General features: G+C 61.9%; 23 protein-coding genes, 1 tRNA gene and 1 other RNA gene. 15 read left to right on the top strand and 10 right to left on the bottom strand.

Features of this window, described 5'->3' with window-relative positions:
• Positions 1–143: 143 nt before the first annotated feature.
• Together MU848_RS07885 and rpsD are read right to left on the bottom strand one after the other, a co-directional pair.
• A complete protein-coding gene (locus MU848_RS07885; protein WP_247231116.1) occupies positions 144–1,790 on the bottom strand; it encodes a M28 family peptidase in 1,647 nt (548 codons plus the stop codon).
• 130 nt (positions 1,791–1,920) lie between these two features.
• Positions 1,921–2,535, bottom strand: a complete 615-nt coding sequence (gene rpsD / locus MU848_RS07890; RefSeq protein ID WP_097091626.1) for a 30S ribosomal protein S4 — start codon at positions 2,533–2,535, stop codon at positions 1,921–1,923.
• A gap of 177 nt (positions 2,536–2,712) precedes the next feature.
• Here rpsD and MU848_RS07895 point away from each other — a divergent pair, with 177 nt between their 5' ends.
• Positions 2,713–3,009: a chorismate mutase gene (locus MU848_RS07895; protein WP_247231717.1), complete on the top strand. Its 297-nt coding sequence runs from the start codon at positions 2,713–2,715 to the stop codon at positions 3,007–3,009.
• Here the strand turns inward: MU848_RS07895 and MU848_RS07900 are convergent.
• The 4 genes from MU848_RS07900 to rpiB form a co-directional block, all read right to left on the bottom strand.
• Positions 3,006–3,737 (bottom strand): RNA methyltransferase, encoded by a 732-nt coding sequence (locus tag MU848_RS07900; RefSeq protein WP_247231117.1) that lies wholly within the window; start codon positions 3,735–3,737, stop codon positions 3,006–3,008. The two genes, MU848_RS07895 and MU848_RS07900, sit on opposite strands and share 4 nt — an antisense overlap.
• Positions 3,738–3,758: 21 nt before the next feature.
• Positions 3,759–4,220, bottom strand: coding sequence for a transcriptional regulator NrdR (gene nrdR, locus MU848_RS07905; RefSeq protein WP_097091624.1), 462 nt, complete (start codon positions 4,218–4,220; stop codon positions 3,759–3,761).
• Between the two features lie 92 nt (positions 4,221–4,312).
• A complete protein-coding gene (gene glyA / locus MU848_RS07910) occupies positions 4,313–5,632 on the bottom strand; it encodes a serine hydroxymethyltransferase (protein ID WP_247231118.1) in 1,320 nt (439 codons plus the stop codon).
• A gap of 12 nt (positions 5,633–5,644) precedes the next feature.
• Entirely contained in the window at positions 5,645–6,082 is a 438-nt protein-coding gene (gene rpiB, locus MU848_RS07915; RefSeq protein WP_247231119.1) for a ribose 5-phosphate isomerase B, read from the bottom strand.
• A 103-nt stretch (positions 6,083–6,185) separates the two neighbouring features.
• Between rpiB and MU848_RS07920 the strand changes: the two genes are divergently transcribed.
• Positions 6,186–6,383 carry a hypothetical protein gene (locus tag MU848_RS07920; protein ID WP_201514070.1) on the top strand — a complete coding sequence of 66 codons (198 nt, stop codon included), beginning with the start codon at positions 6,186–6,188 and terminating at the stop codon, positions 6,381–6,383.
• Here MU848_RS07920 and MU848_RS07925 read toward each other — a convergent pair whose 3' ends face one another.
• Both MU848_RS07925 and MU848_RS07930 read right to left on the bottom strand, forming a co-directional pair.
• The gene (locus MU848_RS07925; RefSeq protein ID WP_247231120.1) at positions 6,384–7,475 is read right to left on the bottom strand and encodes an HPP family protein; all 1,092 of its coding nucleotides are present in this window, start codon (positions 7,473–7,475) and stop codon (positions 6,384–6,386) included. It lies immediately after the preceding gene.
• Positions 7,476–7,613: 138 nt separating this feature from the next.
• Positions 7,614–8,270: an alpha/beta hydrolase gene (locus tag MU848_RS07930; protein ID WP_037463024.1), complete on the bottom strand. Its 657-nt coding sequence runs from the start codon at positions 8,268–8,270 to the stop codon at positions 7,614–7,616.
• A gap of 146 nt (positions 8,271–8,416) precedes the next feature.
• Here MU848_RS07930 and MU848_RS07935 point away from each other — a divergent pair, with 146 nt between their 5' ends.
• From MU848_RS07935 to MU848_RS07990, 12 genes are all read left to right on the top strand, one after another.
• Positions 8,417–9,454 (top strand): cysteine desulfurase family protein, encoded by a 1,038-nt coding sequence (locus MU848_RS07935; RefSeq protein ID WP_247231121.1) that lies wholly within the window; start codon positions 8,417–8,419, stop codon positions 9,452–9,454.
• Complete coding sequence (locus MU848_RS07940) at positions 9,451–10,542, top strand: cysteine desulfurase family protein (RefSeq protein WP_315862460.1); 1,092 nt, start codon at positions 9,451–9,453, stop codon at positions 10,540–10,542. Before MU848_RS07935 ends, MU848_RS07940 begins: the two co-directional genes overlap by 4 nt.
• Before the next feature lie 18 nt (positions 10,543–10,560).
• On the top strand, positions 10,561–10,896 hold the full coding sequence (locus tag MU848_RS07945; protein WP_097091619.1) for a 2Fe-2S iron-sulfur cluster-binding protein: 336 nt from the start codon (positions 10,561–10,563) through the stop codon (positions 10,894–10,896).
• 3 nt (positions 10,897–10,899) lie between these two features.
• A complete protein-coding gene (gene blaSGM, locus MU848_RS07950) occupies positions 10,900–11,838 on the top strand; it encodes an SGM family class A beta-lactamase (protein ID WP_247231122.1) in 939 nt (312 codons plus the stop codon).
• A 41-nt stretch (positions 11,839–11,879) separates the two neighbouring features.
• An RNA gene (ffs, locus tag MU848_RS07955) (signal recognition particle sRNA small type) lies at positions 11,880–11,977 on the top strand.
• 50 nt (positions 11,978–12,027) lie between these two features.
• Entirely contained in the window at positions 12,028–13,629 is a 1,602-nt protein-coding gene (locus tag MU848_RS07960) for a DNA polymerase III subunit gamma/tau (RefSeq protein ID WP_247231123.1), read from the top strand.
• Positions 13,626–13,949: a YbaB/EbfC family nucleoid-associated protein gene (locus MU848_RS07965; RefSeq protein ID WP_097091616.1), complete on the top strand. Its 324-nt coding sequence runs from the start codon at positions 13,626–13,628 to the stop codon at positions 13,947–13,949. Before MU848_RS07960 ends, MU848_RS07965 begins: the two co-directional genes overlap by 4 nt.
• Before the next feature lie 133 nt (positions 13,950–14,082).
• Positions 14,083–16,479, top strand: coding sequence for an endopeptidase La (gene lon, locus MU848_RS07970; RefSeq protein WP_247231124.1), 2,397 nt, complete (start codon positions 14,083–14,085; stop codon positions 16,477–16,479).
• 183 nt (positions 16,480–16,662) lie between these two features.
• On the top strand, positions 16,663–16,935 hold the full coding sequence (locus tag MU848_RS07975) for an HU family DNA-binding protein (RefSeq protein ID WP_097091614.1): 273 nt from the start codon (positions 16,663–16,665) through the stop codon (positions 16,933–16,935).
• 256 nt (positions 16,936–17,191) lie between these two features.
• A tRNA-His gene (locus tag MU848_RS07980) sits at positions 17,192–17,268 on the top strand.
• Positions 17,269–17,330: 62 nt separating this feature from the next.
• The gene (hisI, locus tag MU848_RS07985; protein ID WP_247231125.1) at positions 17,331–17,702 is read left to right on the top strand and encodes a phosphoribosyl-AMP cyclohydrolase; all 372 of its coding nucleotides are present in this window, start codon (positions 17,331–17,333) and stop codon (positions 17,700–17,702) included.
• A complete protein-coding gene (locus tag MU848_RS07990; RefSeq protein ID WP_380800500.1) occupies positions 17,635–18,219 on the top strand; it encodes a hypothetical protein in 585 nt (194 codons plus the stop codon). The genes hisI and MU848_RS07990 overlap by 68 nt, the downstream gene beginning before the upstream one ends.
• 6 nt (positions 18,220–18,225) lie before the next feature.
• On the opposite strand, the gene MU848_RS07995 is transcribed toward MU848_RS07990, so the two are convergent.
• The gene (locus tag MU848_RS07995) at positions 18,226–18,903 is read right to left on the bottom strand and encodes a L,D-transpeptidase family protein (protein ID WP_201514061.1); all 678 of its coding nucleotides are present in this window, start codon (positions 18,901–18,903) and stop codon (positions 18,226–18,228) included.
• A 30-nt stretch (positions 18,904–18,933) separates the two neighbouring features.
• Complete coding sequence (locus tag MU848_RS08000; protein ID WP_247231126.1) at positions 18,934–21,201, bottom strand: NADP-dependent malic enzyme; 2,268 nt, start codon at positions 21,199–21,201, stop codon at positions 18,934–18,936.
• Between the two features lie 152 nt (positions 21,202–21,353).
• Here MU848_RS08000 and alaS point away from each other — a divergent pair, with 152 nt between their 5' ends.
• Positions 21,354–24,008: an alanine--tRNA ligase gene (alaS, locus tag MU848_RS08005; protein WP_247231127.1), complete on the top strand. Its 2,655-nt coding sequence runs from the start codon at positions 21,354–21,356 to the stop codon at positions 24,006–24,008.
• Positions 24,009–24,075 lie beyond the last annotated feature (67 nt).

The following is a 24,075-nucleotide window of genomic DNA, read 5'->3' on the forward strand; positions in this document are numbered from 1 at the left end:
AATCGTCGGCAGGTCAGGGATAGAGGCCAAGTTTCCGTAAGGGAAATGATTAACTTAACGGACGCCTGTCCAATCATGGGACGGCGTTGAGCGAGCCATGACGAGCCTCCTGGCATGCTTCTGCGCAACAGGTGCCAAGGTTTCTACCGGCCCGCCCGGCTCTTGTCGCGGATCGCGCGGAATTCATCACCGGGCGTCCAGTTGGGCCAAGCGGTCGTGTCGGCCAGCGCTCTGCCGACGTCATAATAGAGCTTCAGGTCGTCCTTCACGCCGCTCCAATCCCATTTGGGATCATATTCGTCCTTCGGGCCATGGTAGCGATGTTCTTCATATTCCCTTGCGGCTGCCGCCCCGGCCGCGGGGCCGCCCCTCACCAGATCCTGGCCGCCTTCGAAATAGAGCATGGGCACGCCATGTTTCGCGAAGCTGAAATGGTCTGATCGGTAATAGAAGCCTTTTTCCGGCGTGGGCTCCAGGCTCGCAACGCGCTTCTGCGCGGCCAAGGCGCGATCCAGATATGCGTCCAGCTGCGACTTGCCCTTGCCGATCACGACGACGTTCTTCGCGCGCCCTGCCATGCCGAGGGCGTCCATGTTGACGCCGCCCACGGTTTGGCCAAGCGGGAAGACCGGATGATTGCCATAATAGGCCGATCCCAAAAGCCCGGACTCTTCTGCTGTTACCGCAAGGAACACCTGGCTGCGTGCCGCCGGGCCCGCTTTCACATTGGCTTCCGCCAGCGCGACCAGGGCGGCCGTGCCAGTGGCATTGTCGATCGCGCCGTTGCAGATATCGTCTCCGTCCGGCGCGGCTTCGCAGCGGCCCAGATGGTCCCAGTGCGCCGCGTAAAGCACATATTCGTCCGGCCTCGTTTTGCCGGGCAGCAACGCGACGACATTCTTCGACTGATGTTTGCGGACGATGTTGTCGAATGAGACATTCGCCCTGACGCCTTTCAGCGGCACCGCCTTGAACCCGCGTTTCTTCGCTGCCGCGCTCAGGCTATTCAGGTTAAGGCCCGCGCTCGCCAGCAGCGCCGCAGCCTTGTCTTTCTGCATCCATCCGATGGCGGCCGATTGCTTCGCATTGCCATCCCCATGGTCGGCCACATGCTGTGCGCCGGTCCAGCTCGACTGAACCACGTTCCAGCCATAGGCGGCGGGCACCGTGTCATGGACGATGATCGCGGCCGCCGCACCCTGGCGCGCGGCTTCTTCGAACTTGTAGGTCCAGCGGCCATAATAGGTCATGGCGCGCCCGTTGAATGGGCCGCTCCGGCCAGGGGTCTGGTAATCGGGATCATTGACCAGGATGATGACCGTCTTGCCGCGCACGTCCACACCGGCATAATCATTCCACTTCTTCTCGGGCGCGTTGATCCCATAGCCCACGAAGACAACCGGACTATCCTTCACCTCGATATGTGGCTGAGCGGTGCGATAGGTCGCGATCACCATCTGGGGGCCATATACGGCGGATACCGGCGCCTTGCCGCCAGTGAAGCGCAAAGGCGAAACATCCTTGGCGGCGATCTCCACCAGGGGGACGTCCTGGAACCAGCTGCCTTTATTGCCGGGCTTCAGTCCCAATGCCGCAAAGCGCTGCACCAGATAGGAAAGCGTCTTTTCTTCACCCACCGTCCCCGGCGCGCGCCCTTCATAAGCATCCGAGGAAATTTCTTTCACCACCTCCTTCATGGTTTCGATCGACGGGCTGATGCCGGAAGGTGCTGCCATCGCAGCACTGCTGGTGAGGAGAGCGATCAGCAAAGTCGAGGGAAGCAGGCGCATGGCAATAGCCTTGAAGGATAAGGAATGCCGTGGTTCTGCCAGTACCCCCTCAGTCCGGCAAGGCTTGTTGGACAAACAAAAAAGGCGGCCCCGAAGGACCGCCTTTCCGTACGAAAAGCTCGTAGACTGATCAGCGCGAATAGAATTCGACGACCAGATTGGGTTCCATCTTCACCGGATAGGGCACTTCGTCCAGCGTCGGAACGCGGACATAGGTGACCTTGGCAGCGCCATCGGGCGACACATAGTCAGGGATGTCGCGCTCGGGCAGGCTCTGCGCTTCCAGAACCAGCGCCATTTCCTGCGCCTTCTTGCCCAGGGTGATTTCGTCGCCCGGCTTCACCAGACGGCTCGCGATGTTGCACTTGACGCCGTTCACATAAACGTGACCGTGCGACACCAGCTGACGGGCCGACCAGATGGTGGGCGTGAACTTTGCGCGATAAACCACTGCGTCCAGGCGACGTTCCAGCAGACCGATCAGGTTCTGGCCGGTGTCACCCTTCATCCGTGCGGCTTCGGTATAGTTCTTCTTGAACTGCTTTTCCGTGATGTCGCCATAATAGCCCTTCAGCTTCTGCTTCGCCTTGAGCTGGATACCGTAGTCGGACATCTTGCCCTTGCGACGCTGGCCGTGCTGGCCGGGGCCATATTCACGCTTGTTGACCGGGCTCTTCGGCCGGCCCCAGATGTTCTCGCCCATGCGGCGGTCGAGTTTATACTTCGCGCTGGAACGCTTCGACATGATAATTCCTTACAACTGCTAACAACTTTATTCCCGGTCCTCGCCTGCTTGCCATCAAGGGGCAGGGCCACTGCTTCACCGGGATGCAGGGCCAATCGCGAAGGCGCGCCTATGGAGAAGGGGCGGGATCATGTCAACCCTCGACAGGGGCGGGACGGCGGCCTAATCGGTAGCGCCATGAACCCGGAAAGCTATTCGACCATGGAGCAGGTTCGCGCGGGCGTCGACAATCTCGACAGCCAGATCGTCGCACTGCTTGCCCAACGCTTCGCCCACATGCGCGCCGCCGCCCGCATCAAACAGGATCGAGGGGCTGTCCGAGATGAAGCGCGCAAGGCCGAGGTCATCGCCAACGCCAGGGAGGAGGCAGAACAGCTGGGCCTGCCCGGCGAGATGATCGCCAGTCTTTGGGATCACTTGGTCGAAGCGTCGATCGCGTACGAAATGGAAGAATTCGACCGCATCAAGGCCTAGCGCGCGCGCGGGTTGGCCAGCGCCGACAGCACGCCACGCAGCGTCCGTACCTCCAGATGGTTCCAGCCCGGCTTGGTCAACAGATTGCGAAGAGTGCGCTTGGTCGCAGGAGCGCGATCTGGCGGGAAGAAATAGCCCGCATTGTCCAGCAAGGTTTCGAACTGCCCGATCATGCCTTCAAGCTCTGCCTGCGGAGCAGGTTCGCCCAGATCGGTCACGGTCGGCTGCTCCAGTGCGGCCTGCTTCGACCATTCATAAGCGCATAATATCACTGCCTGGGCAAGGTTCAGCGACCCGAACTCCGGATTGATAGGCACCGTCAGAATCTTGCGAGCAAGCGCAACATCCTCCGTTTCCAGGCCAGACCGCTCCGGCCCAAAGACGAAGGCGCATCGTCCGCTCGCCTGATGCACTTCGCGCGCCGCTTCTTCCGGCGTGACGACCGGCTTGGTCACGCCGCGCTTGCGCACAGTCGTTGCATAGACATGCGCGCAATCAGCCACCGCATCGGCAAGCGTCTCGAACACTTCCGCCTTGTCGAGCACGATATCCGCGCCCGCAGCCGAGGGGCCAGCATCCGGATTGGGCCAGCCATCGCGGGGGCTGACCAGACGCATGTCGGTCAGCCCGAAATTGAGCATGGCCCGCGCGGCCTTGCCGATATTCTCGCCTAGCTGCGGACGGACAAGGACTATGATCGGGCGTGTGGAGGGAGGAGCAGCATTCATTCCGGTTGCCCTAGACAGTCCTCACTCACTGCCAACCTCCTTCACCGACCCCGCAAAATCTTCGAAATCCCGCGCGTCGGTGAAATCCTTATACACGCTGGCGAAGCGGATATAGGCGACGCTGTCGAGCCGCTTGAGGCCTTCCATCACCATCTCGCCAATCGCGCGCGCGGGGACTTCGCCTTCGCCACTGGTTTCCAGCTGCCGCTGAATACCAGAGATCAGCTTTTCCAGCCTGCTCGGATCGATTTGCCGTTTGCGGCAAGCGATATCGATCGACCGCGCCAGCTTGTCGCGATCGAACGCTTCCTTGCGGCCTTCGCTCTTCACCACCCAGATGTCGCGCAACTGGATGCGTTCGAACGTGGTGAAACGGGCTCCACAAGTTTCGCACTGTCGTCTGCGGCGAATGGCTGCGCCATCTTCGGTGGGGCGGCTGTCCTTTACCTGACTGTCGTCATGAGCACAGAAGGGGCAACGCATTCAGCAATAAGCTCCGTTCGTTTCCGGATGAGTCGAGACACGAGATGGCACAGCCGCTGCGCCTCGACCACCCCTGATAGCGACGGAAGCTATCAGCCTTCGTAGATCGGGAAGCGTGCGCAGAGCGCCGAGACGCGATCCCGCACATTGGCTTCCACCGCCGCGTCGCCATGCTCGCCATGGTCGCGCAACCCTTCAAGGACATCGGCGATCATGTCGCCGATCGCCTCGAACTCGGCAACGCCAAAGCCGCGCGTCGTGCCCGCGGGAGAACCCACGCGAATGCCACTGGTCTTGGTCGGCGGCAGCGGGTCGCCCGGCACGCCATTCTTGTTGCAGGTGATGAAGCTGCGCTCCAGCGCCTCGTCCGCATCCTTACCCGAAATGCCATAGGGGCGCAGGTCTATGAGCGCGAGGTGCGTGTCGGTGCCGCCTGAAATGACGGCGAGCCCGCGCTGTTCGAGCTTGGCAGCGAGCGCCTTCGCATTTGTGACGATCGCCTGCGCATAGGTTTTGAACTCGGGGCGCAGCGCTTCGCCGAAAGCGACCGCCTTTGCCGCGATGACATGCATCAGCGGCCCACCCTGCAGGCCGGGGAAAACCGCCGAGTTGATCTTCTTCGCGATGGCTTCGTCATTGGTCAGGATCATGCCGCCGCGCGGACCACGCAGGGTCTTGTGCGTGGTGGTGGTCACGACGTCGGCGAAACCGAAGGGCGTCGGGTGCGCGCCACCGGCGACGAGGCCCGCAAAGTGCGCCATGTCGACCATCAGCATCGCGCCGACCTTGTCAGCAATCGCGCGGAAACGCGCGAAGTCCAGGTGACGCGGATAGGCCGATCCGCCTGCGATGATCAGTGTCGGCTTGGCCTCGATCGCCTGCGCTTCGAGAGCGTCATAATCGATGAGGTGCGTGTCTTCGCGCACGCCATATTGCACGGCGTTATACCATTTGCCCGACAGCGCAGGCTTCGCTCCATGGGTCAGGTGACCGCCGGCGTCGAGCGACAGGCCCATGATCGTGTCACCCGGCTTGGTCAGCGCCAGCATCACCGCGCCGTTCGCCTGCGCGCCCGAATGGGGTTGCACATTGACGAAGCCGCAGTTGAAGATCTGCTTTGCACGATCGATTGCCAGCTGCTCGACTTCGTCGGACGGCGCGCAGCCTTGATAATAGCGCTTGCCCGGATAGCCTTCGGCGTACTTGTTGGTGAAGACCGAACCCTGCGCTTCCAGCACCGCCTTCGAAACGATGTTTTCCGAAGCGATCAGCTCGATCTGGTTCTGCTCGCGCTTCAGTTCGCTGGTAACGCCAGCAAAAACCGCTGGGTCGGCATCGGCCAGGCTGCGCGTGAAATAGCCTTCCGCACGGATATCGGACAGGTCGGGCTGGGCGAGGGGGGCGGTGCTCATAGGGCTGGCTCCTTAAAGCGCGGGCTGGGAGAGTTTTTCGACACGGCCACTATGGCGGCCACCGCCGAATTCGGTGGAAAGAAAGGCGGTGACGCAGGCTTTGGCCATATCGACGCCCGTCAGGCGAGCGCCCAATGCAAGGACGTTCGCGTCATTATGTTCACGCGACAAGGCGGCGGACAGCGGCTCGGACACCAGCGCACAGCGGCAGGCAGGATTACGGTTCACGGCGATCGAAATGCCGATGCCGGAGCCACACAGCGCAATACCCCGCTCTGCCGCGCCGGATGCAACAGCATTGGCCAGCTTGTAGCCGAAGTCCGGATAGTCGACCCGGTCGGCCGTCGCGGGGCCGAGGTCGTCAATCTCGTGGCCCTCAGCGCGCAGCCAGTCGGCAAGTTCCGCCTTCAGATCAACGGCGGCATGATCGGAAGCGAGAGCGATTTTCACGGTCAACTGGTCCTGTCACGCAAAGGGTGATTCGTTTCCCGCGCCTCTTAGGGGCAGAGCCGCCCAATTGCCACAGTCCAGCTGGCCGCTTATGGCCTGCTTCATGGCAGCGACGATATTATCCATACTCATGCTCGCGGGATTGCTCCTCACGGGCGGCGGCATCTACGCCGTGGTGAAGAAGGGCGACCGCAAGCGCGGAATTCTGATGATCATAGCCGGGTTGGTGATGTTCGCCAATGTCGCCATCTCTGCAATTCCGGGACCTGACGTGCCAATGCTGAAACGTCAGGCCAACTGATCAGGCGCGGAGCGCCATTGCGGCGAGGAGGTCTGTTTGGGTCACCATCCCGCGCAGCTCGCCGTCATGTCCGACAACAATGGCTTCATGCGTCAATCCGCTCGTCAGCGGACGGAGCAATTGCGATACGGGCGTCTGCTCTGACACCAGCAATGGATCGGATGCTATGTCGCCCGCGGTTTGTCCTGCGCGCGCCAGATCAAGCAGACCAAGCACGCCCTGGACACGCGCGTCGTCATCCAGCACGGGCATGGACAGTAGCCGCCGCTCTTGGAGCAGTGCGGCCGCTTCGGTGATGGGCTGCCCAGCACGAACCGAAACAATGTCCCGCGACATGATCTCGCCGCAAGTCAGCGAGGCATGGCTGCGTTCAGCTGCCCGGACCTCCGCATCGTGCAGAACGACTTGCAAGTCAGCTGCATCGACGTCGAGCATATCGCCATAGGCTTGCAACGCTTCCTCGACATCCTGCTCGGAAGGCGGCGTTCTCAGCAAAGGCGCCGGGTCACTGGTTCCATGTGCGTTCGGAGCCTTGGGCGGAACATGGGGGTAGCTGTGACCCGCAACACGGTGGAACAGGATTGCGATCGCCACGAGCAAGGCGGTGTTCAGCCCCACCGGCACGACAGCGAACATATAGCTCGGCGCGCCATTCACCGCGCCCAATACGGCCGAGAGCGCCACGGCACCGCCCGGGGGATGGAGGCAGCGGAGCAGGGACATGCCACCAATGGCGCACCCCACCGCCAGAGCGGCGGCGACGGTGGGGTCGGGGATCAACTTCGCCACCGTAATGCCAATCAGCGCGGATACGACGTTGCCGCCCAACACTGGCCATGGCTGGGCAAGAGGGCTGGCAGGAACTGCAAACAGCAACACCGCCGATGCACCCATGGGCGCCACCAGCAAGGGATGGGCGATGCCATTCCCTAGCATCAAGCCGCACAACAAACCTGTAATCGCGATCCCGCCGATCGCCCCACTTGCCGCCTTCAGCCGGTCGAAGAAGCCGGGGCCTGCGGGCGCAGGGATGAAGGCGCTGTAATAGCGGCTCCAGATCAGACGAACGTCGTTGTTCTTCGCTTCACTCATCGCCCGCCGCCGCTAGTCGCGGCCGGGATGCAGGCCAAGACATAATTTCTTGATGCCATGTCGGTCGATCCCGACTGCCTCCAGAATCAGCAAAGGGCCGCGTTACAACCGCGGCCCTTCACAAACATCATCGCTGGCTCAGCGGATCGGCGAGTCGGGCGCCAGCCGCATGTCGAGATAATTGTCGACGGACTTCATCAGTTGATCCAGCTCATGCTCGAAAAAGTGGTTTGCGCCACGGATTTCGTCATGATGGATGGTGATGCCCTTTTGCGTGCGCAGCTTGTCGACCAGCTTTTGCACGGCGCTTGCCGTCACCACCTCGTCCGCCGTTCCCTGAACGATGATGCCCGAAGCGGGGCAGGGAGCAAGGAACGAGAAGTCATACATGTTCGCGGGCGGAGCGACCGAGATGAAGCCCCGGATTTCCGGACGGCGCATCAACAACTGCATGCCGATCCATGCGCCGAAGGAGAAGCCGGCGATCCAGGTCGTCTGCGCTTCGGGGTGGAAGCTCTGTACCCAATCAAGCGCTGCGGCGGCGTCGCTCAGTTCACCGATCCCATTGTCAAACGTCCCCTGGCTTCGGCCGACGCCACGGAAATTGAAGCGGAGCACCGCGAATCCGCGCTTCACGAACGTCTTGTAAAGAGCTTGCGTAATGCGGTCGTTCATCGTGCCGCCACCCTGCGGATGCGGATGCAGGATCATCGCGACCGGTGCGCGCGGGCGCGGCGGGGGGCTGAAACGGCCTTCGAGACGGCCTTCGGGTCCGGGGAAAATAACGTCGGGCATGGCACCTGTTATGGTTCTGGCCGCCACCCGAATGAAGGAGGCCGGCGGTTGGATGCGGGCGCGCGACAGCCAATGCTGGCGTTGCGCGGCAGACCGCCTATATAGAAGTCGTCGCCATTTCCGCAATCAATGAGTATCATCGCCTCGTGGCCCTCGCTCGCCTTTATCTGGACCACGCAGCGACGACGCCCATGTTGCGCCAAGCGAAAGCCGCCATGGCCGAGGCGATGGAGCGATGGGCCAATCCGTCCAGCCCCCATGCCGAAGGACGCGCAGCCCGCGCGGCGCTTGAGGGGGCCAGGTCGCGTATCGCTGCCGCTCTGGACTGGAATGGCCACATTTTGTTCACTTCCGGAGCGAGCGAGGCGATCGCCATAGGCCTGAAGAGGTCGAAGGCGTCCCACATCATCACGTCGCCGGTAGAACATGATTCGGTTCTACGCACCACATCTGGCGCGAAACGGCTGAAAGTTGAGCCAGACGGCTTGATTGCTTTGGCTTCGGCATCTCATGGAAAGGACACGATCCTTGCCATCCAGCACGTCAACAACGAAACAGGCGTCGTCCAGCCGCTCGATGAATTAAACCGCGATGGAGCAATCCTGTTCGCCGACTGCGCGCAAAGTGCGGGCAAGCTTCCGCTCCCCAACGCCGACATGATGGCCATCAGTGCGCATAAATTCGGTGGGCCTCCGGGCATAGGCGCGCTGCTAGTGCGTGACTTGGCGCTCCTTCAACCCAGCGGAGGGCAGGAGCAGGGCTACCGGGCGGGTACGGAGAACGTTCCCGCTGTCCTCGCCATGACGGCGGCTTTGGAGCATCAGCCGAACTGGCTTCCTGCTGCTGCCTCACTCCGGCAGCGACTGGACCATGCGATCGAAGAAGCAGGCGGCGAAATCGTCGCGCGAGCCGCTCGGCGCAGTCCGGCGATCGCCAGTTACCGCATGCCCGGCGTGTCCGCTCGCGCTCAACTCATCCAGTTCGACCTCGCCGGAATCTCCGTCTCGGCGGGCAGCGCTTGCTCTTCCGGATCGCTTAAAACCAGCCACGTCCTCGATGCCATGGGCTGGGATGAGGGCGCGGCCGGTGAAGTCATAAGGGTTAGCTTCGGCCCGGCCACAAGCGACTCCGATATCGATCGCTTCCTGGAGCAGTGGCTGAAGACCGCGAGCAGGCGGGCGTGACCATCTATCTCGACTATCAGGCGACTACGCCTCTGGCACCCGAGGTCTTCGATGCCATGGTGCCGCTTCTGCGGGACCAGTTCGCCAATCCGCACAGCGCTCATCGTCTAGGCAGGGCTGCGGCGGCGCAAGTGGAACTCGCCCGCGAGCAGATCGTCAGCCTGTTGCCCGAAGGTGGAAGACTGATCTTCACGTCGGGTGCTACAGAAGCGCTCAACATCGTGATCTCCGGCATATCGTCCGGGGAGATCGTGACCTTGGCCACGGAACATGCTGCGGTTCTCGACACGGTTGCTGCCCTCGGGGCGAAGGGCCGCTCTATCAAGCTGCTACCGGTTGGCAGCGACGGCCTTGTCGACCTGGATGTCGCGCGGGCCGCCATCACGCCCGGCGTGTCCCTGGTAGCCGCCATGCTGGTGAACAATGAAATCGGCGTGATGCAGCCCGTCGAAGAGCTGGCCGATCTTGCCCATCGCGTGGGCGCGCTTTTCCTGTGCGATGCGGTGCAAGGCTATGGCCGCATTCCCATCCCCGGCAATTGCGACATGGTCGCCATCAGCGCGCACAAGATCCACGGGCCCAAGGGCGTGGGAGCGCTCTGGTTGCGGGAAGGCATCAGGCTGGACCCCATAATATATGGCGGTGGGCAAGAAGCGGGCTTGCGCTCCGGTACGCTGTCGCCTGCCCTATGCGCCGGGTTTGGCGTCGCTGCCGGGCTGATGCGCGAAAGAGCCGCGCAAGACCGAGTTCATATCGACGCGCTTTGGGATAAAGCGCGCGTCCTGTTCGACGACTGGACCCTGAACGGCAGCGCTGAAGCCCGCTATCACGGCAACCTCAACATCCGCCGCGATGGCGTCGATGGCGCGCGCCTGTTGTCGGACTGCCGCAATGTCGCATTTTCATTGGGAAGTGCTTGCGCGAGCGGCTCCGGACGGCCAAGCCATGTCTTGCGCGCCATCGGATTGTCGGACCGGGCGGCGCGTGGATCGGTGCGGATCGGTTTTGGCCGATACACGACGCTGGCCGAGCTGGAGAGTGCCGCAAAGATGATGAACGAGGCGGCAGCCGTACAAGCGGCGCCGTAGACAAGGGAAGCCGCAATCATGGTCAGGGTCACATTCGTCAGCGCGGACGGTGAAGATCGGCGGGAGGTTGATGCCGCCGCCGGTTCGGTTTTGCTGGAAGTGGCCCAGGCGGCAGGCCAGCCGCTGGAAGGAACCTGCGAAGGCCAGATGGCCTGCTCGACCTGCCATGTGATCGTGGAGGCGGCAGACTTTCCCAAGCTGACCCCTGCAAGCGAAGCGGAAGAAGATATGCTGGATCTCGCAGCCGCCGCCACGCGGACCAGCCGTCTGTCCTGCCAGATCATATTAGAGGACAAGCTTGATGGGCTGACTGTCCGCATTCCAGGCGAATCCTACAATATGCAGGGCATGTAACGGATGCGCGGCTGCGTCAGTGCCGCCATATTGGTGGTCATCTCGCTCTCCGGATCAGCCAGCGCGCAACAGGATGGCGCTCGCCAGTCGCTGCTCCCTGCCGCTCCGCGCTACACGGTCAGCGAATCGGTCGTGAAGTCCGTGCGCAACCCGCGAGAGATCGAAAAGGAGACCGGGGGGCGTCTCGGTGTAGCGCTGGTCGATAGCAAGGGCGCCCTGCTCCTCGGCTTCAACCGGGATGAACGCTTCGCCATGTGTTCGACGTTCAAGGCGCCACTGGCAGCGGCCGTGTTGATGGGCGCCGATGCTGGACGGTTTGGGCTGGAGGGACAAGTCGCCTTCACCGACGCGGACATCCTGGATCACGCGCCAGTCGTGAAAGCCAACCGCAAGCGCGGTCGCCTCTCCATGGCGGAGCTGGCCAAAGCCGCGGTGGAAGTCAGCGACAACAGCGCGGCGAATCTGCTGCTGCCGATGATCGGCGGGCCGGAAGGCCTCACCGCCTTCATCCGCGCACATGGGGACACGGTCACGCGTCTGGATCGTACAGAGCCCTTGCTCAACGAGAATATGGAGGGTGACGTTCGCGACACCACCAGTCCAGCCGCTATGGCTGGTTTGATCGCGCGTCTGATCTTCCGCGACATGAAGCCCGAAAGCGCAGAGCGTCTTCGAACCTGGCTGAACGGCAGCACGACTGGCGACAAGCGGATCAAGGCCGGTCTGCCCAAGGGCTGGACTTCGGGGAGCAAGACGGGAAGTTGCGGCACAGCCTATAATGACGTGGCGTTGGTAAAGACTCCGTCCGGTGAGGAATATCTGCTCGCCATCTATCTCGATCGTCCGAAGGTGGACGGCAAGACGGCAGATGCGGCCATTGCGGAAACGGCCCGCGCCGCACTGGAATTCGTATCAAAGGCACAGCGGACCGGGTTGGAATAACCCAGCCCTTGCCATCGCGATGGGCTTTCGCCATATGCCGCGCCGGGAGTCGGGCGGACGTGGTCGTCGCCAACCTGGTCAGGTCCTGACGGAAGCAGCCACAACGATTTCGCCGCGGGTCGTTCCGGCTCCCACCTTTATTCGGCTTCCGGCTTCGACAGCCGCTCCTCAAGCCGCTAGATTGTTACCATGTCCGATTCACCTCAGCCCTATCGCGTGCTCGCGCGCAAATACCGGCCGCGCAGCTTTCGCGAACTGATCGGGCAGGATGCCATGGTCCAGACGCTGGGTAATGCGATCCGGCGGGGAAGGCTGGCGCATGCCTTCCTCATGACCGGGGTGCGAGGCGTCGGTAAGACATCGACCGCCCGCCTCATTGCCAAGGCGCTGAATTGCGTCGGCGCCGATGGGCAGGGCGGCCCGACTATCGACCCTTGCGGCGTCTGCGAACCCTGTCTGGCGATTGCGGAAGGCCGTCACATCGACGTGGTCGAAATGGACGCGGCAAGCCATACCGGCGTCGACGATGTGCGCGAAATCATCGAGGCGGTGCGTTATGCCGCCGTGTCAGCCCGCTACAAGATCTACATCATCGACGAAGTCCACATGCTCTCGAAGAACGCGTTCAACGCGCTCCTCAAGACACTGGAAGAGCCGCCTGCCCACGTAAAATTCCTGTTCGCCACGACAGAGGTGAACAAGGTTCCGATCACCGTACTTTCCCGCTGCCAGCGCTTCGACCTCCGCCGCATCCCGGCCGAACTGCTCGCCGCCCACTTCGCGCATGTGGTTGAGGCGGAGCAGGTCGCCGCCGAAGAAGATGCCCTGGCGCTCATAGCCCAGGCAGCCGAAGGCTCCGCTCGCGACGGCCTGTCGATTCTCGACCAGGCGATCGCCCATGCCGAGATGGGGGAGGGTGCCCCGCTCGTCACCGCCGCTCAGGTGCGCGAGATGCTCGGCCTGTCGGATCGTGGCGCTGTTCGTCGCCTGCTCGGGCTTCTGCTGGAGGGAGATACCGGCGCGCTTCTCTCCGCCGTGCGTGAGCAATATGCTTTGGGGGTCGAGCCCCTTGCTCTTCTTCGCGGCCTCCTTGAACTGGTGCACGCCGTCACATTGATGAAGGCCGGCCGTGACCTTGCGACACCCGGACAATCGGCGGAGGAGCGTGAGGCGCTTGCTGATTGGGCGTCGCAAATCGGCTTCGCGCCGCTCCATCGTCTGTGGCAGTTGCTGCTCAAGGGTCATGATGAAGTCTCGAGCGCCGCATTCCCGATTGAATCCTGCGAAATGGCTTTGCTCCGCGTCATGCACGCCGCGACCATGCCTGATCCGGGGGAGATCGCCCGGCTCCTGCGTGACGGCGGGGTTCCGTCGGTCCAGGGAGCGGCAGCGACCCCATCAACCACGTCCGCCGCATCACTGCCCACCGACGTAAAGGCTGTCGTGGACCTTCTTTGGGAACAAAAAAAGGGGCGGCTCGCTGACTTCCTTCATGATTGTGTGCGCATCGTCCGCTTCGATCCGCCAGAGATGGAATTGCAGCTGACGCAGGATTGGACTGACGGAGATTTCTGCCGGGCTCTCGCCATCGAGTTGCAGAAGGCGACAGGCTCGCCATGGCAGATCAGGCGAAGCGAAGGCAGTGCTGCTCCCTCGCTGTTGGAGGAGCAGCAGCAGACTGAGGTGCGGGAACGCGCCGAGATATTCGATACCCCAGTGGTGAAAGCCGTGCTTGCAGCTTTCCCCGACGCCGATCTTGATCGGACCGAACCATGGAGCGCAGAGCGATGAAGGATCTGAACGAAATATTGGGCATGGCCAGCCGGGTGCAGGAAGAACTGCAGCGTGCGCAGGAAAATCTCGACAAGATCGAGGTTGAGGGTTCTGCCGGTGGTAGCTTGGTAAAGGTTCGCGCTTCCGCCAAGGGCCGAATCCTTGGCGTGTCGATCGACGAAAGCCTGCTCGCTCCTAGCGAGAAGCAGATGCTGGAAGATCTGGTCACGGCGGCGTTCAACGACGCCCGCAAGAAGGCGGATGAGGCCAGTTCCAGCGAAATGTCGAAGATGACCAGCGGTCTACCTCTGCCCCCCGGTTTCAAGCTGCCCTTCTGATGAAAAGCCGAGATGCAGTCGGTTCCCGCTTTCCGTCAAAAGGACGGCACCAATTGAATGAGGCGCTAACTGCCCCCATAAAGCGATGAACCGCATGGCAGAGCCAAGAATGGAGCGGCCCTCCGGAGATTGAATGACTACGCAATATCCCCTTCTTCCGCTGCGCGACATCGTCGTGTTCCCGCAGATGATCGTCCCCCTCTTCGTCGGCCGCGACAAGAGCGTCGCTGCTCTTGAATCGGCGATGGAAGGAAACAAGGAAATCTTCCTCGTTTCGCAGCTTGATCCTGCCGAGGATGATCCCAACCGGGACTCGCTCTACGACACCGGCGTCATCGCCATCGTGCTTCAACTCCTGAAGCTGCCTGATGGCACCGTCCGGGTTCTCGTCGAAGGGAAGCATCGCGCGCAATTACAGTCGATCAGCATGGCTGAAAACCATCTGATGGCCGAAGTCGAGCCGATCGAGGAGATCGCGGCTGAAGGGCCGGAGGCAGCAGCGCTGATGCGCTCTGTCGCGGAGCAGTTTGAAAATTACGCGAAGCTCAACAAGAAGCTGCCCGCCGAGACGCCGGTCCAGCTGCGTGAGATTGAGGACGCCGGCCGTCTGGCCGACGCTGTCGCCGCCAACATCAACGTCAAGGTCGCCGACAAGCAATCGCTGCTGGTCGAGGCTGATCCGGTCAAGCGCCTCGAGATGGTTTTCGCCTTCATGGAGGGCGAGCTTGGCGTCCTGCAGGTCGAAAAGAAGATCCGTGGCCGTGTGAAGCGGCAGATGGAGAAGACCCAGCGCGAATATTATCTGAATGAGCAGCTGAAGGCGATTCAGCGCGAGCTGGGTAATGGCGAAGGCGAGGAGGGTGATGAACTCGCCGAGCTCGCCGACAAGATCGCCAAGACCAAGCTCAGCAAGGAAGCGCGGGCAAAGGCGACCGCCGAGTTCAAGAAGCTGAAGGGCATGCAGCCCATGTCGGCTGAAGCGACGGTCGTGCGCAATTATCTCGATGTGCTGCTCGGCCTGCCTTGGGGCAAGAAGGGCAAGGTCAAGACCGACCTCAAGCGCGCTCAGGCGATCCTGGATGAGGATCATTTCGCGCTGGAAAAGGTCAAGGACCGGATCATCGAATATCTCGCGGTGCAGGCGCGCACCAACAAGCTGAAGGGGCCGATTCTCTGCCTCGTCGGTCCTCCGGGCGTCGGCAAGACCTCGCTCGGACGCTCGATCGCGAAAGCAACGGGACGTGAATTCGTGCGCCAGTCGCTTGGCGGCGTGCGCGACGAAGCGGAAATCAGGGGTCACCGGCGCACCTATATCGGCTCGCTCCCCGGCAAGATCGTGACCAACCTCAAGAAGGCCGGGACGATGAACCCGCTCTTCCTGTTGGACGAGATCGACAAGCTGGGTCAGGATTTCCGGGGCGATCCGGCGTCCGCTCTGCTGGAGGTTCTCGATCCGGAGCAGAACAGCAAATTCCAGGACCACTATCTGGAGATCGACGTCGATCTGTCGGACGTGATGTTCGTCACGACCGCCAATTCGCTGAACCTGCCGCAGCCGCTGCTGGACCGGATGGAGATCATCCGGCTCGAAGGCTATACCGAGGACGAGAAGGTCGAGATCGCGCAGCGCCACCTGCTGCAAAAGCAGATCGACGCGCATGGCCTCAAGGAAGGTGAGCTGGAAGTCACCGAAGCGGCCATCCGCGACCTGATCCGCCATTATACGCGCGAAGCGGGCGTCCGCACGCTCGAACGTGAGGTGGCAAGGCTGGCCCGTAAGGCGCTCCGCAAGATACTGGAAGGCGTCTATGACAAGGTCACGATCACGCCTGAAAATCTTGCCGAATATGCTGGCGTCCGGAAGTTCCGCCATGGCGTGGGTGAAGAAGAGAACCAGATCGGCGCCGTGACTGGCTTGGCCTGGACCGAAGTCGGCGGCGAGCTTCTGACCATCGAAGCGGTCACTGTGCCGGGCAAGGGCGCGATCCGCACGACGGGTAAGCTTGGCGAGGTGATGAACGAATCCGTTCAGGCGGCCTTCTCTTATGTGAAGGCGCGCTCGCCCGGTTACGGCATCAAGCCTAGCATCTTCACGCGCAAGGATATCCATATCCATTTGCCCGAAGGCGCGGTGCCGAAGGACGGGCCGTCGGCGGGCATAGGCATGGTCACCAGCATCGTTTCGACGCTGACCGGCATCCCAGTCCACAAGGATGTGGCGATGACAGGCGAAGTCACGCTGCGTGGCCGGGTGCTTCCGATCGGCGGCCTCAAGGAAAAGCTGCTGGCGGCCCTCCGTGGTGGTATAAAGACCGTGCTGATCCCGGCGGAGAATGAGAAGGATCTGGCAGAGATCCCCGCTAATATCCGGGAAGGGCTGGAGATCGTACCCGTATCCCATGTCGACGAGGTGCTTGCCCGCGCACTGGTGTCCGTGCCCGAAGCGATCGCCTGGACGGAAGAGGACGACCTCGCCGCTCAGCCGAGTCCGGCCGCCGGGCGGGATGGTGACGCAACGCTTCGTCACTGATTGCAAGTGCGACGCTGATTAACCGCTACGTTCAGTGAGATTTTCAGCCCATGGCTGAAAATCTCATCGGAGGTGGCGGCTTCGTCGCTTTCCCTTTGACAGCCGTTCAAAGCTGCGCCTTATTGCGCCGCCTATGCCGCGATTCCTTAGGTATTCACACATTTAGAAGGGGGTTCCAAAGGTATGAACAAGCAGGATTTGATCAGTGCTGTTGCGGAAAGCAGCGGCCTCAGCAAGAGCGACGCGACCAAGGCTGTTGAAGGCGTGTTCGATTCTATCTCCTCCGCGCTCAAGAAGGGCGATGAAGTTCGCCTTGTCGGCTTCGGCACATTTTCCGTTTCCCAGCGCAAGGCATCGACGGGCCGTAATCCGCGCACTGGCGAAACCATGACGATCAAGGCGTCTGCTCAGCCCAAGTTCAAGGCTGGCAAGGGCCTCAAAGACTCGGTCAACTAAGATCGGAACTGGCGTCGTCATCGGCGCCCACTTGCACAATAGGACCGTTTGGCATCGCGGCCAGATGGTTGGGAGAGTAGCTGCAGCAGGGGGAAAACGCTCCGTTGCGCTGATGTACTGAACAGAGGGAAGAGGGGCGCGGACCGTCGGTTTCGCGCCCCGTTTCTTTTTCAGCCTTATAGTCGCATTTGTCAGCTTGACGGCTATCCAATGGCCGCATATGTGCCGCATCTCTCCTGGGCCAAACGGCCCTGTGGCGATCGTAGCTCAGTTGGTTAGAGCGCTGGTTTGTGGTACCAGAGGTCGCGGGTTCGGATCCCGTCGATCGCCCCATCTTCCCCTTTTTCTCGTTGCATGGGCTTCGCATCCGCCTTCGACCGTCTTATAGCCGGGCTATGGACGAACCACGCGACAAGGGGCTGACCCTCAATCCGAAATATGACCGCGACGGGCTGATCACAGCGGTCGTCACTGACGCTGCCACCGGCGAGGTGTTGATGCTCGCCCATATGAATGATCAGGCGCTGGCACTGACGATAGAGACGGGATTGGCCCATTTCTGGTCGCGCAGCCGCCAGTCCTTGTGGAAAAAGGGCGAGACCTCCGGCAACATGCTGGAGGTGCGTGACCTCCGGATCGACTGCGACCAGGATGCCGTTTGGATGAAGGCGGTTCCGGCGGGTCCCACCTGTCATACTGGTGCGCGTTCCTGCTTTTTCCGCCGCGTTGGCGCAGAAGGATTGTCGGCTGTCGACACGGTGGAATAGCCTAGCCCTCCTGTCGCTGCTCGCCGCGTGCCAAGGTAGTGGCGAGCGGTCAGGCACCGTTTCGGGCAACATGGCTTCCGCATCGGGGCTGGAGCGCGCGGCGATCGAAAGCGGCGTCATCGCGGATAACTCCAGATCGTCTCCCGTCGGCCTTTTCCGCAGGCGCCATGAGGCGGGCAGCGACAGTCTCTGCATCATCCCCGCTCAAGCCGGTGAGTTCCGCTTCGGCGTGGAAGCGGTATTCGGAGAAGATCAGAGCTGCCGAGGGCAGGGAAGTGCAAGACGCGCCGGGGATAAACTGATCTTCAGTTTCGACCGTGGCGGTCGCTGTATCATCGTGGCTCAGTATGATGGCGATCAAATCGCCTTCCCCGGGGTTCTCGACATGAAATGCGCCGCCCTGTGCGAAGGCCGTGGATCGTTGGAGGGCGTCAGCTTTCCTCGATCAGCCAGCGAGGCCGGCGTTGCTCTGCGCGCGGAAGATCGTAACGGAAACGCGCTCTGCCGACAGGATTAGGCGCGTTCAGCCCGCTTTGCCGACATGGCCGGTATCCAGCATTTTGCCCTGCGTGATGATTACCAGATCGCCCAGCTTGACTGCCGCAAACAGCTTGCGGGCAAAGGCTGTCGGCACGCCGATGCAGCCATGGGTGGCATTGCCCCATTGGACATCGCTGCCATGGATCGCGACGCCGTCATTCGTCAGCCGCAGCATGTAGGGCATGGGCGCGTCGTAGAGATTGGATACATGGTCTGCGTCCTTCTGCGTGATCGGGAACGCTCCAAGCGGGCTTGGCTTGTCGTCCGCACCATAGATGATCACCGCCGCGCCGATCTCATGACCGTCCCGGAAAGCGGACAAGGTCTGCGCCTTCAGGTCCACTGTGATGATGACTGGACCCGCTGCCGGGGCACGGCTCTCATCCCAGACATAGTCGCCGTGGCGAAACGGTGTCTCTATCGGCAACACGCTCTTGACCACCAGAGCATGGGGATCGACCGGCAACGGTTGCGAGCGGCTACGCTCTACCAGCGCCGGGCTAGCGACCCTCTTCTGGGCGGGAGCATCCTGCCGCGGCGATTGCAGATCGCGCCCGCGATCCACATAGCTTCCCACCAGCAACCCAACAGCGCCGAGCGCGCCGCCGATCAACAGCTTCGGCCCAGCCAGCTTCGCAACGTTCCTGAACAATCCTGCCATGTTCGCCTTGTTGGACGAAAAAGGTTAAGCTCAGCCTTCCCGATCTACCTCCGCCGCTGCAATCGCAGTGAGGTTCAGGATGCCGCGCGCGGTTACGCCAGGTGTCAGTACATGGATCGGCTGCGCCAGCCCCATCAACATCGGCCCGACCGTAGGCGAACTGGAGGAAGCCGACAGCGCCGTCAGCGTGATGTTCGCCGAATCGAGGTTGGGCATGACCAGCAGATTGGCCGGTCCTTCGAACCGCGCATCGGGAACCAGCCGCTCCCGCAACGACTGACTGAGCGCGGCATCGGCATGCATTTCGCCATCCACCAGCAGGTCGGGTGCCTGCGAACGCACCAGTTGCAGCGCCGTCCGCATCTTCCGCGCGCTGGGACTGTGCGACGCTCCGAAGTTGGAGTGCGAGAGCAGGGCGACGCGGGGCGTCAGGCCAAAATGCCGAAGCTCGGTCGCCCCGGCGATGGCCATTTCGGCAACCTGTTCAGGCGTAGGATCGGGCACCATATGGGTGTCGGAAATGAACAACGCGCCGGCGTCCAGGATCAGTCCTGACAGCGCGTAGACCCGGCTATGTCCCGCCCGGCGCTCGATGATCCGCAGCACATGCTCGACCTGGCCCCAATATTCGCTGTTCCCGCCGACCAGCGCCGCATCCACACGCCCGGTGCGAAGCAACATCGCGGCTGTGACCGTGGGCCTCCGATAGACATGGCGCAGTAGCTCGGCTGTCGGGACACCCTTGCGCGCAGCGATGGCACGATATGCCTCGACCAACTCTGCCAGCAATTCATGGTCGGTCTCGGGATCAACAACCTCCACATCGCGGTCGAGTTCGAAGCGCAAACCAAGGCCTGGCAGCTTCTGCTCCAATATTCGCCGCCGGGCGATGATGACCGGACGGACGATCCCCTCATCCAGCCCGTCCTGAATTGCACGCAGCACGCGTTCATCCTCGCCCTCGCCATAGGCGATACGGCGGCAGGTTCCTCGCGCGGCTTCGAACACCGGCAACATCAGCTGCGCCGAACGCGTGTTCTGCTGCGCCAATGACCGGCGATAGGCTTCGATGTCGAGCGAACGTTTCGCGACTCCGCTCTCCATCGCAGCCTTGGCGACCGCAGGCGCGATCTCGGCAATCAGTCTCGGATCGAAAGGCGTCGGGATGATATAGTCCGGCCCGAAAACCAGCCGCCGCCCGCCATAGGCCTGCGCAACACTGTCATGCGCCGGAAGGCGGGCCAGCGCTGCGATCGCTTCGGCGGCGGCAGCCTTCATGGCCTCATTTATCTCGGTCGCGCGCGCGTCGAGCGCGCCCCTGAACATATAGGGGAAGCAAAGGACGTTATTGACCTGATTGGGATAATCCGAGCGGCCCGTGGCAACGATTGCGTCGGGCCGCGCCTCGCGCGCGACCTCAGGCCTGATCTCGGGCTCCGGATTCGCCAGTGCGAAGATCAGCGGATTGGGAGCGAGCAGGGGAAGCCATTCAGGCTTCAGCACGCCGGGCGCGGACAGGCCCAGGAATATGTTCGCGCCCGGCAGCACCTCGGGCAAAGTCCGCGCATTCGTGGTCCGCGCATAGCGTGCCATGTTGGGCAGCATGCCCTCGCGTCCCGCATGGATGACCCCGTCCTTGTCGGTCAGCGTGACATGCTCGACTGGCAGGCCCATCGAAACCAACAAATCGACGCAAGCCAGCGCCGCTGCGCCCGCACCGGACGTCACCAATCGCGCTTCTGCCAAAGACTTGCCCTGCAGCACCAGCGCGTTGCGCACGGCGGCGGCCACGACGATCGCCGTGCCATGCTGGTCGTCATGGAAGACGGGGATATTCATCCGCTTCTTCAGTTCCGCCTCGATGGCGAAGCATTCCGGCGCCTTGATATCCTCCAGATTGATCCCGCCAAAGGTCGGCTCCAGCAGCGCGACCGCCTCGATGAACTTCTCCGGATCGGTTGTGTCCACTTCTATGTCGAACACGTCGATGTCGGCGAACTTCTTGAAAAGGACCGCCTTGCCCTCCATCACCGGCTTGGACGCAAGGGCACCGATCGAACCTAGCCCCAATACGGCCGTGCCATTGGAGATTACCGCGACCAGATTGCCACGCGCGGTATAGTCCATCGCCTTGTCAGCATCTTCGGCGATCTCAAGGCAGGGAGCCGCTACGCCCGGTGAATAGGCCAGCGCCAGGTCGCGCTGATTGACCATGCGCTTGGTAGGTTCAATCCTCAGCTTTCCAGGCTGAGGAAGCCGATGATAATCCAAAGCTGCGCGGCGGGTATTGTCATCCATGACGCGGCCTTATTCTTGATTGAGGATAGGGGCAATGCCGCCAGGCCGCTAAACGGCGGATTTGCGTGTCTTGTCGGATAAGAGACCCCGCTTGACCGCTGCGATGAAAAGCCCCGCTTGTGCGCCGGGGCGCTTCCCACTAAATCGCGCGCATGACATCGACCAACGACATTCGCCGCTCCTTCCTCGACTATTTCGGGGCGAACGGCCACACCATCGTTCCTTCAGCGCCTCTGGTGCCGCACAACGACCCCACACTGATGTTCGTCAATGCGGGGATGGTGCCGTTCAAGAATGTCTTCACGGGCCTTGAAACCCGGCCTTATACGACCGCAACCAGCAGCCAGAAATCGGTTCGCGCAGGCGGCAAGCACAACGATCTGGACAATGTCGGCTACACGGCGCGGCATCACACCTTCTTCGAAATGCTGGGGAATTTCAGCTTTGGAGATTATTTCAAGGAGCAGGCGATCACCCATGCCTGGACCCTGCTTACGAAGGAGTGGGGGCTTCCGGCGGAAAAGCTCACCGCCACCGTCTATCACACCGACGATGAAGCCTTTGACCTGTGGAAGAAGATTGCGGGCCTGCCGGAAGAGCGCATCATCCGCATTCCTACCAAGGATAACTTCTGGGCCATGGGTGACAGCGGACCCTGCGGTCCCTGCTCGGAAATTTTCTACGACCATGGCGAGCATATCTGGGGCGGTCCTCCGGGATCACCGGAAGAAGATGGCGACCGTTTCGTCGAAATCTGGAACCTCGTCTTCATGCAATATGAGCAGGAAGCGAACGAGATCGTCGGCGAATTGCCCAAGCCCAGCATCGACACCGGCATGGGGCTGGAGCGTATCGCGGCTGTTTTGCAGGGCGTCCACGACAATTATGATACGGACACCTTCAAGGCGTTGATCGAAGAATCGGGCGCGCTGACCAAGACCGCGATCAATGGCGAGTTCAAGGCCAGCCATCGTGTCATCGCGGACCATCTCCGCTCGACCAGCTTCCTGATCGCAGACGGCGTGCTGCCCGCCAATGAAGGCCGGGGCTATGTCCTGCGTCGCATCATGCGCCGCGCCATGCGCCACGCGCACATCATCGGCGCCAAAGAGCCGTTGATGCATCGCCTCGTGGGCAGCCTCGTGTCCGAAATGGGTGGCGCTTATCAGGAACTGGTCCGTGCGCAGCCCTTGATCGAGGAAACGCTGCTGCGTGAGGAAACCCGCTTCCGCCAGACCCTGGAAAAGGGCCTGAAGCTGCTGGACGAAGCGACCCTGGACCTGTCCGAAGGCGGCACGCTGCCGGGCGAAACTGCGTTCAAGCTCTATGACACCTATGGCTTCCCCTATGACCTGACCGAAGACGCGCTGCGTTCGCGCGGCCTGACCGTCGATCGCGAAGGTTTTGACGCCGCCATGGCCGAACAAAAGGCCGCGGCTCGCGCTGCCTGGAAGGGCTCGGGCGAAAAAGCCTCCGACGAAATCTGGTTCGATATCGCCGAAAAAGCGGGGAATACCGAGTTCATCGGCTACAGCTCCACCGAGGGTGAGGGCGAGGTGCTGGCGATCGTGAAGGACGGTGTGAACTTCGACAGCGCAACCGCTGGCGAGACGGTTACGATCGTCACCAACCAGACGCCTTTTTATGGTGAAAGCGGCGGTCAGATGGGTGACGCGGGCACGATCACGTCCTTGTCGGGCCTGGTTGCCGATGTCGAAGATACCGCCAAGCCATTGGGGCGCCTGCATGCTCACCGGGCTAAGATCGGCCAAGGCAGCATCAAGGTAGGCGATACCGTTCACCTCTCGGTCGATGTGAACCGCCGCGATCGTATACGCGCCAATCATAGCGCCACCCATTTGCTCCACGCCGCGCTGCGTAACACGCTGGGCGCGCACGTGACGCAGAAGGGCAGCCTGGTTGCGCCCGATCGCCTGCGCTTCGACTATTCGCATCCGGAAGCGCTGACGCACAGCCAGATCGCCGCGATCGAAAGCCTGGTGAACGAGCAGGTGCGTCACAATGAAGCGGTGACCACACGCCTGATGACGCCCGATGACGCCATATCGGCGGGAGCGATGGCTCTGTTTGGCGAAAAATATGGAGACGAAGTCCGCGTCCTTTCGATGGGGAAGGGTGATGCGAACAGCTATTCGGTCGAGCTCTGCGGCGGCACGCACGTCAATGCGACCGGTGACATTGCGATCTTCAAGATCATTTCGGAAAGCGCTGTTTCCTCTGGCGTCCGCCGTATCGAAGCCCTGACTGGTGAGGCCGCGCGCTTGTGGCTCACCGACCGCGAAGATCGCCTGCGCCAATCGGCCGCCGCGCTCAAGACCACCCCCGAAGAGGTTCCGGCGCGCATAGCGGCGCTCGTCGAACAGAGCCGCAAGCTGGAACGCGAACTGGCGGAAGCGAAGAAGGCGCTTGCTCTGGGCGGCGGTAGCGGCGCGCAGGCGGCAGGGCCGGAAAAGGTCGGCGGCGTGAATTTCATCGGTCAGGTGATTGAGGGGCTCGATCCCAAGGAACTCCGCGGCATAGTCGATCAGAACAAGGCGACACTCGGCAGCGGCGTCTCCGCAGTTCTTGCTGTGATGGATGGCCGCGCCAGCATCGCTGTAGGAGTCACGGACGATCTGGTCGGCTCCATCAACGCCGTCGACCTCGTTCGCGCAGGCGTTGAAGCACTTGGCGGGAAAGGCGGCGGCGGCCGCCCGGACATGGCGCAGGGTGGCGGCCCCGACGGTGACAAGGCTGTTGCGGCAGTCGAGGCAGTAAAGGCGGCTCTGACTAACTGCCAAGCGTAACGCACGGACCTTCGGAAGCTCAAACAACGGCGAAGCTCTGGATCAGCTTTCGCCACCTTGTTTCTGT

Origin of the sequence: Sphingobium agri (assembly GCF_023051225.1) — a bacterium.
Taxonomy (GTDB): Bacteria; Pseudomonadota; Alphaproteobacteria; order Sphingomonadales; family Sphingomonadaceae; genus Sphingobium; species Sphingobium agri.

Excerpts from the sequence above, each read along its gene's own strand:
- MU848_RS07960 (WP_247231123.1), top strand. The coding sequence starts at position 12,028 with ATGTCCGATTCACCTCAGCCCTATCGCGTGCTCGCGCGCAAATACCGG.
- MU848_RS07900 (WP_247231117.1), bottom strand. The coding sequence starts at position 3,737 with ATGAATGCTGCTCCTCCCTCCACACGCCCGATCATAGTCCTTGTCCGT.
- MU848_RS07945 (WP_097091619.1), top strand. The coding sequence starts at position 10,561 with ATGGTCAGGGTCACATTCGTCAGCGCGGACGGTGAAGATCGGCGGGAG.
- MU848_RS08000 (WP_247231126.1), bottom strand. The coding sequence starts at position 21,201 with ATGGATGACAATACCCGCCGCGCAGCTTTGGATTATCATCGGCTTCCT.
- MU848_RS07895 (WP_247231717.1), top strand. The coding sequence starts at position 2,713 with ATGAACCCGGAAAGCTATTCGACCATGGAGCAGGTTCGCGCGGGCGTC.
- blaSGM (WP_247231122.1), top strand. The coding sequence starts at position 10,900 with ATGCGCGGCTGCGTCAGTGCCGCCATATTGGTGGTCATCTCGCTCTCC.
- MU848_RS07965 (WP_097091616.1), top strand. The coding sequence starts at position 13,626 with ATGAAGGATCTGAACGAAATATTGGGCATGGCCAGCCGGGTGCAGGAA.
- hisI (WP_247231125.1), top strand. The coding sequence starts at position 17,331 with ATGGACGAACCACGCGACAAGGGGCTGACCCTCAATCCGAAATATGAC.
- MU848_RS07885 (WP_247231116.1), bottom strand. The coding sequence starts at position 1,790 with ATGCGCCTGCTTCCCTCGACTTTGCTGATCGCTCTCCTCACCAGCAGT.
- MU848_RS07930 (WP_037463024.1), bottom strand. The coding sequence starts at position 8,270 with ATGCCCGACGTTATTTTCCCCGGACCCGAAGGCCGTCTCGAAGGCCGT.
- MU848_RS07995 (WP_201514061.1), bottom strand. The coding sequence starts at position 18,903 with ATGGCAGGATTGTTCAGGAACGTTGCGAAGCTGGCTGGGCCGAAGCTG.
- MU848_RS07925 (WP_247231120.1), bottom strand. The coding sequence starts at position 7,475 with ATGAGTGAAGCGAAGAACAACGACGTTCGTCTGATCTGGAGCCGCTAT.
- rpsD (WP_097091626.1), bottom strand. The coding sequence starts at position 2,535 with ATGTCGAAGCGTTCCAGCGCGAAGTATAAACTCGACCGCCGCATGGGC.
- nrdR (WP_097091624.1), bottom strand. The coding sequence starts at position 4,220 with ATGCGTTGCCCCTTCTGTGCTCATGACGACAGTCAGGTAAAGGACAGC.
- MU848_RS07920 (WP_201514070.1), top strand. The coding sequence starts at position 6,186 with ATGGCAGCGACGATATTATCCATACTCATGCTCGCGGGATTGCTCCTC.
- lon (WP_247231124.1), top strand. The coding sequence starts at position 14,083 with ATGACTACGCAATATCCCCTTCTTCCGCTGCGCGACATCGTCGTGTTC.
- glyA (WP_247231118.1), bottom strand. The coding sequence starts at position 5,632 with ATGAGCACCGCCCCCCTCGCCCAGCCCGACCTGTCCGATATCCGTGCG.
- alaS (WP_247231127.1), top strand. The coding sequence starts at position 21,354 with ATGACATCGACCAACGACATTCGCCGCTCCTTCCTCGACTATTTCGGG.
- MU848_RS07975 (WP_097091614.1), top strand. The coding sequence starts at position 16,663 with ATGAACAAGCAGGATTTGATCAGTGCTGTTGCGGAAAGCAGCGGCCTC.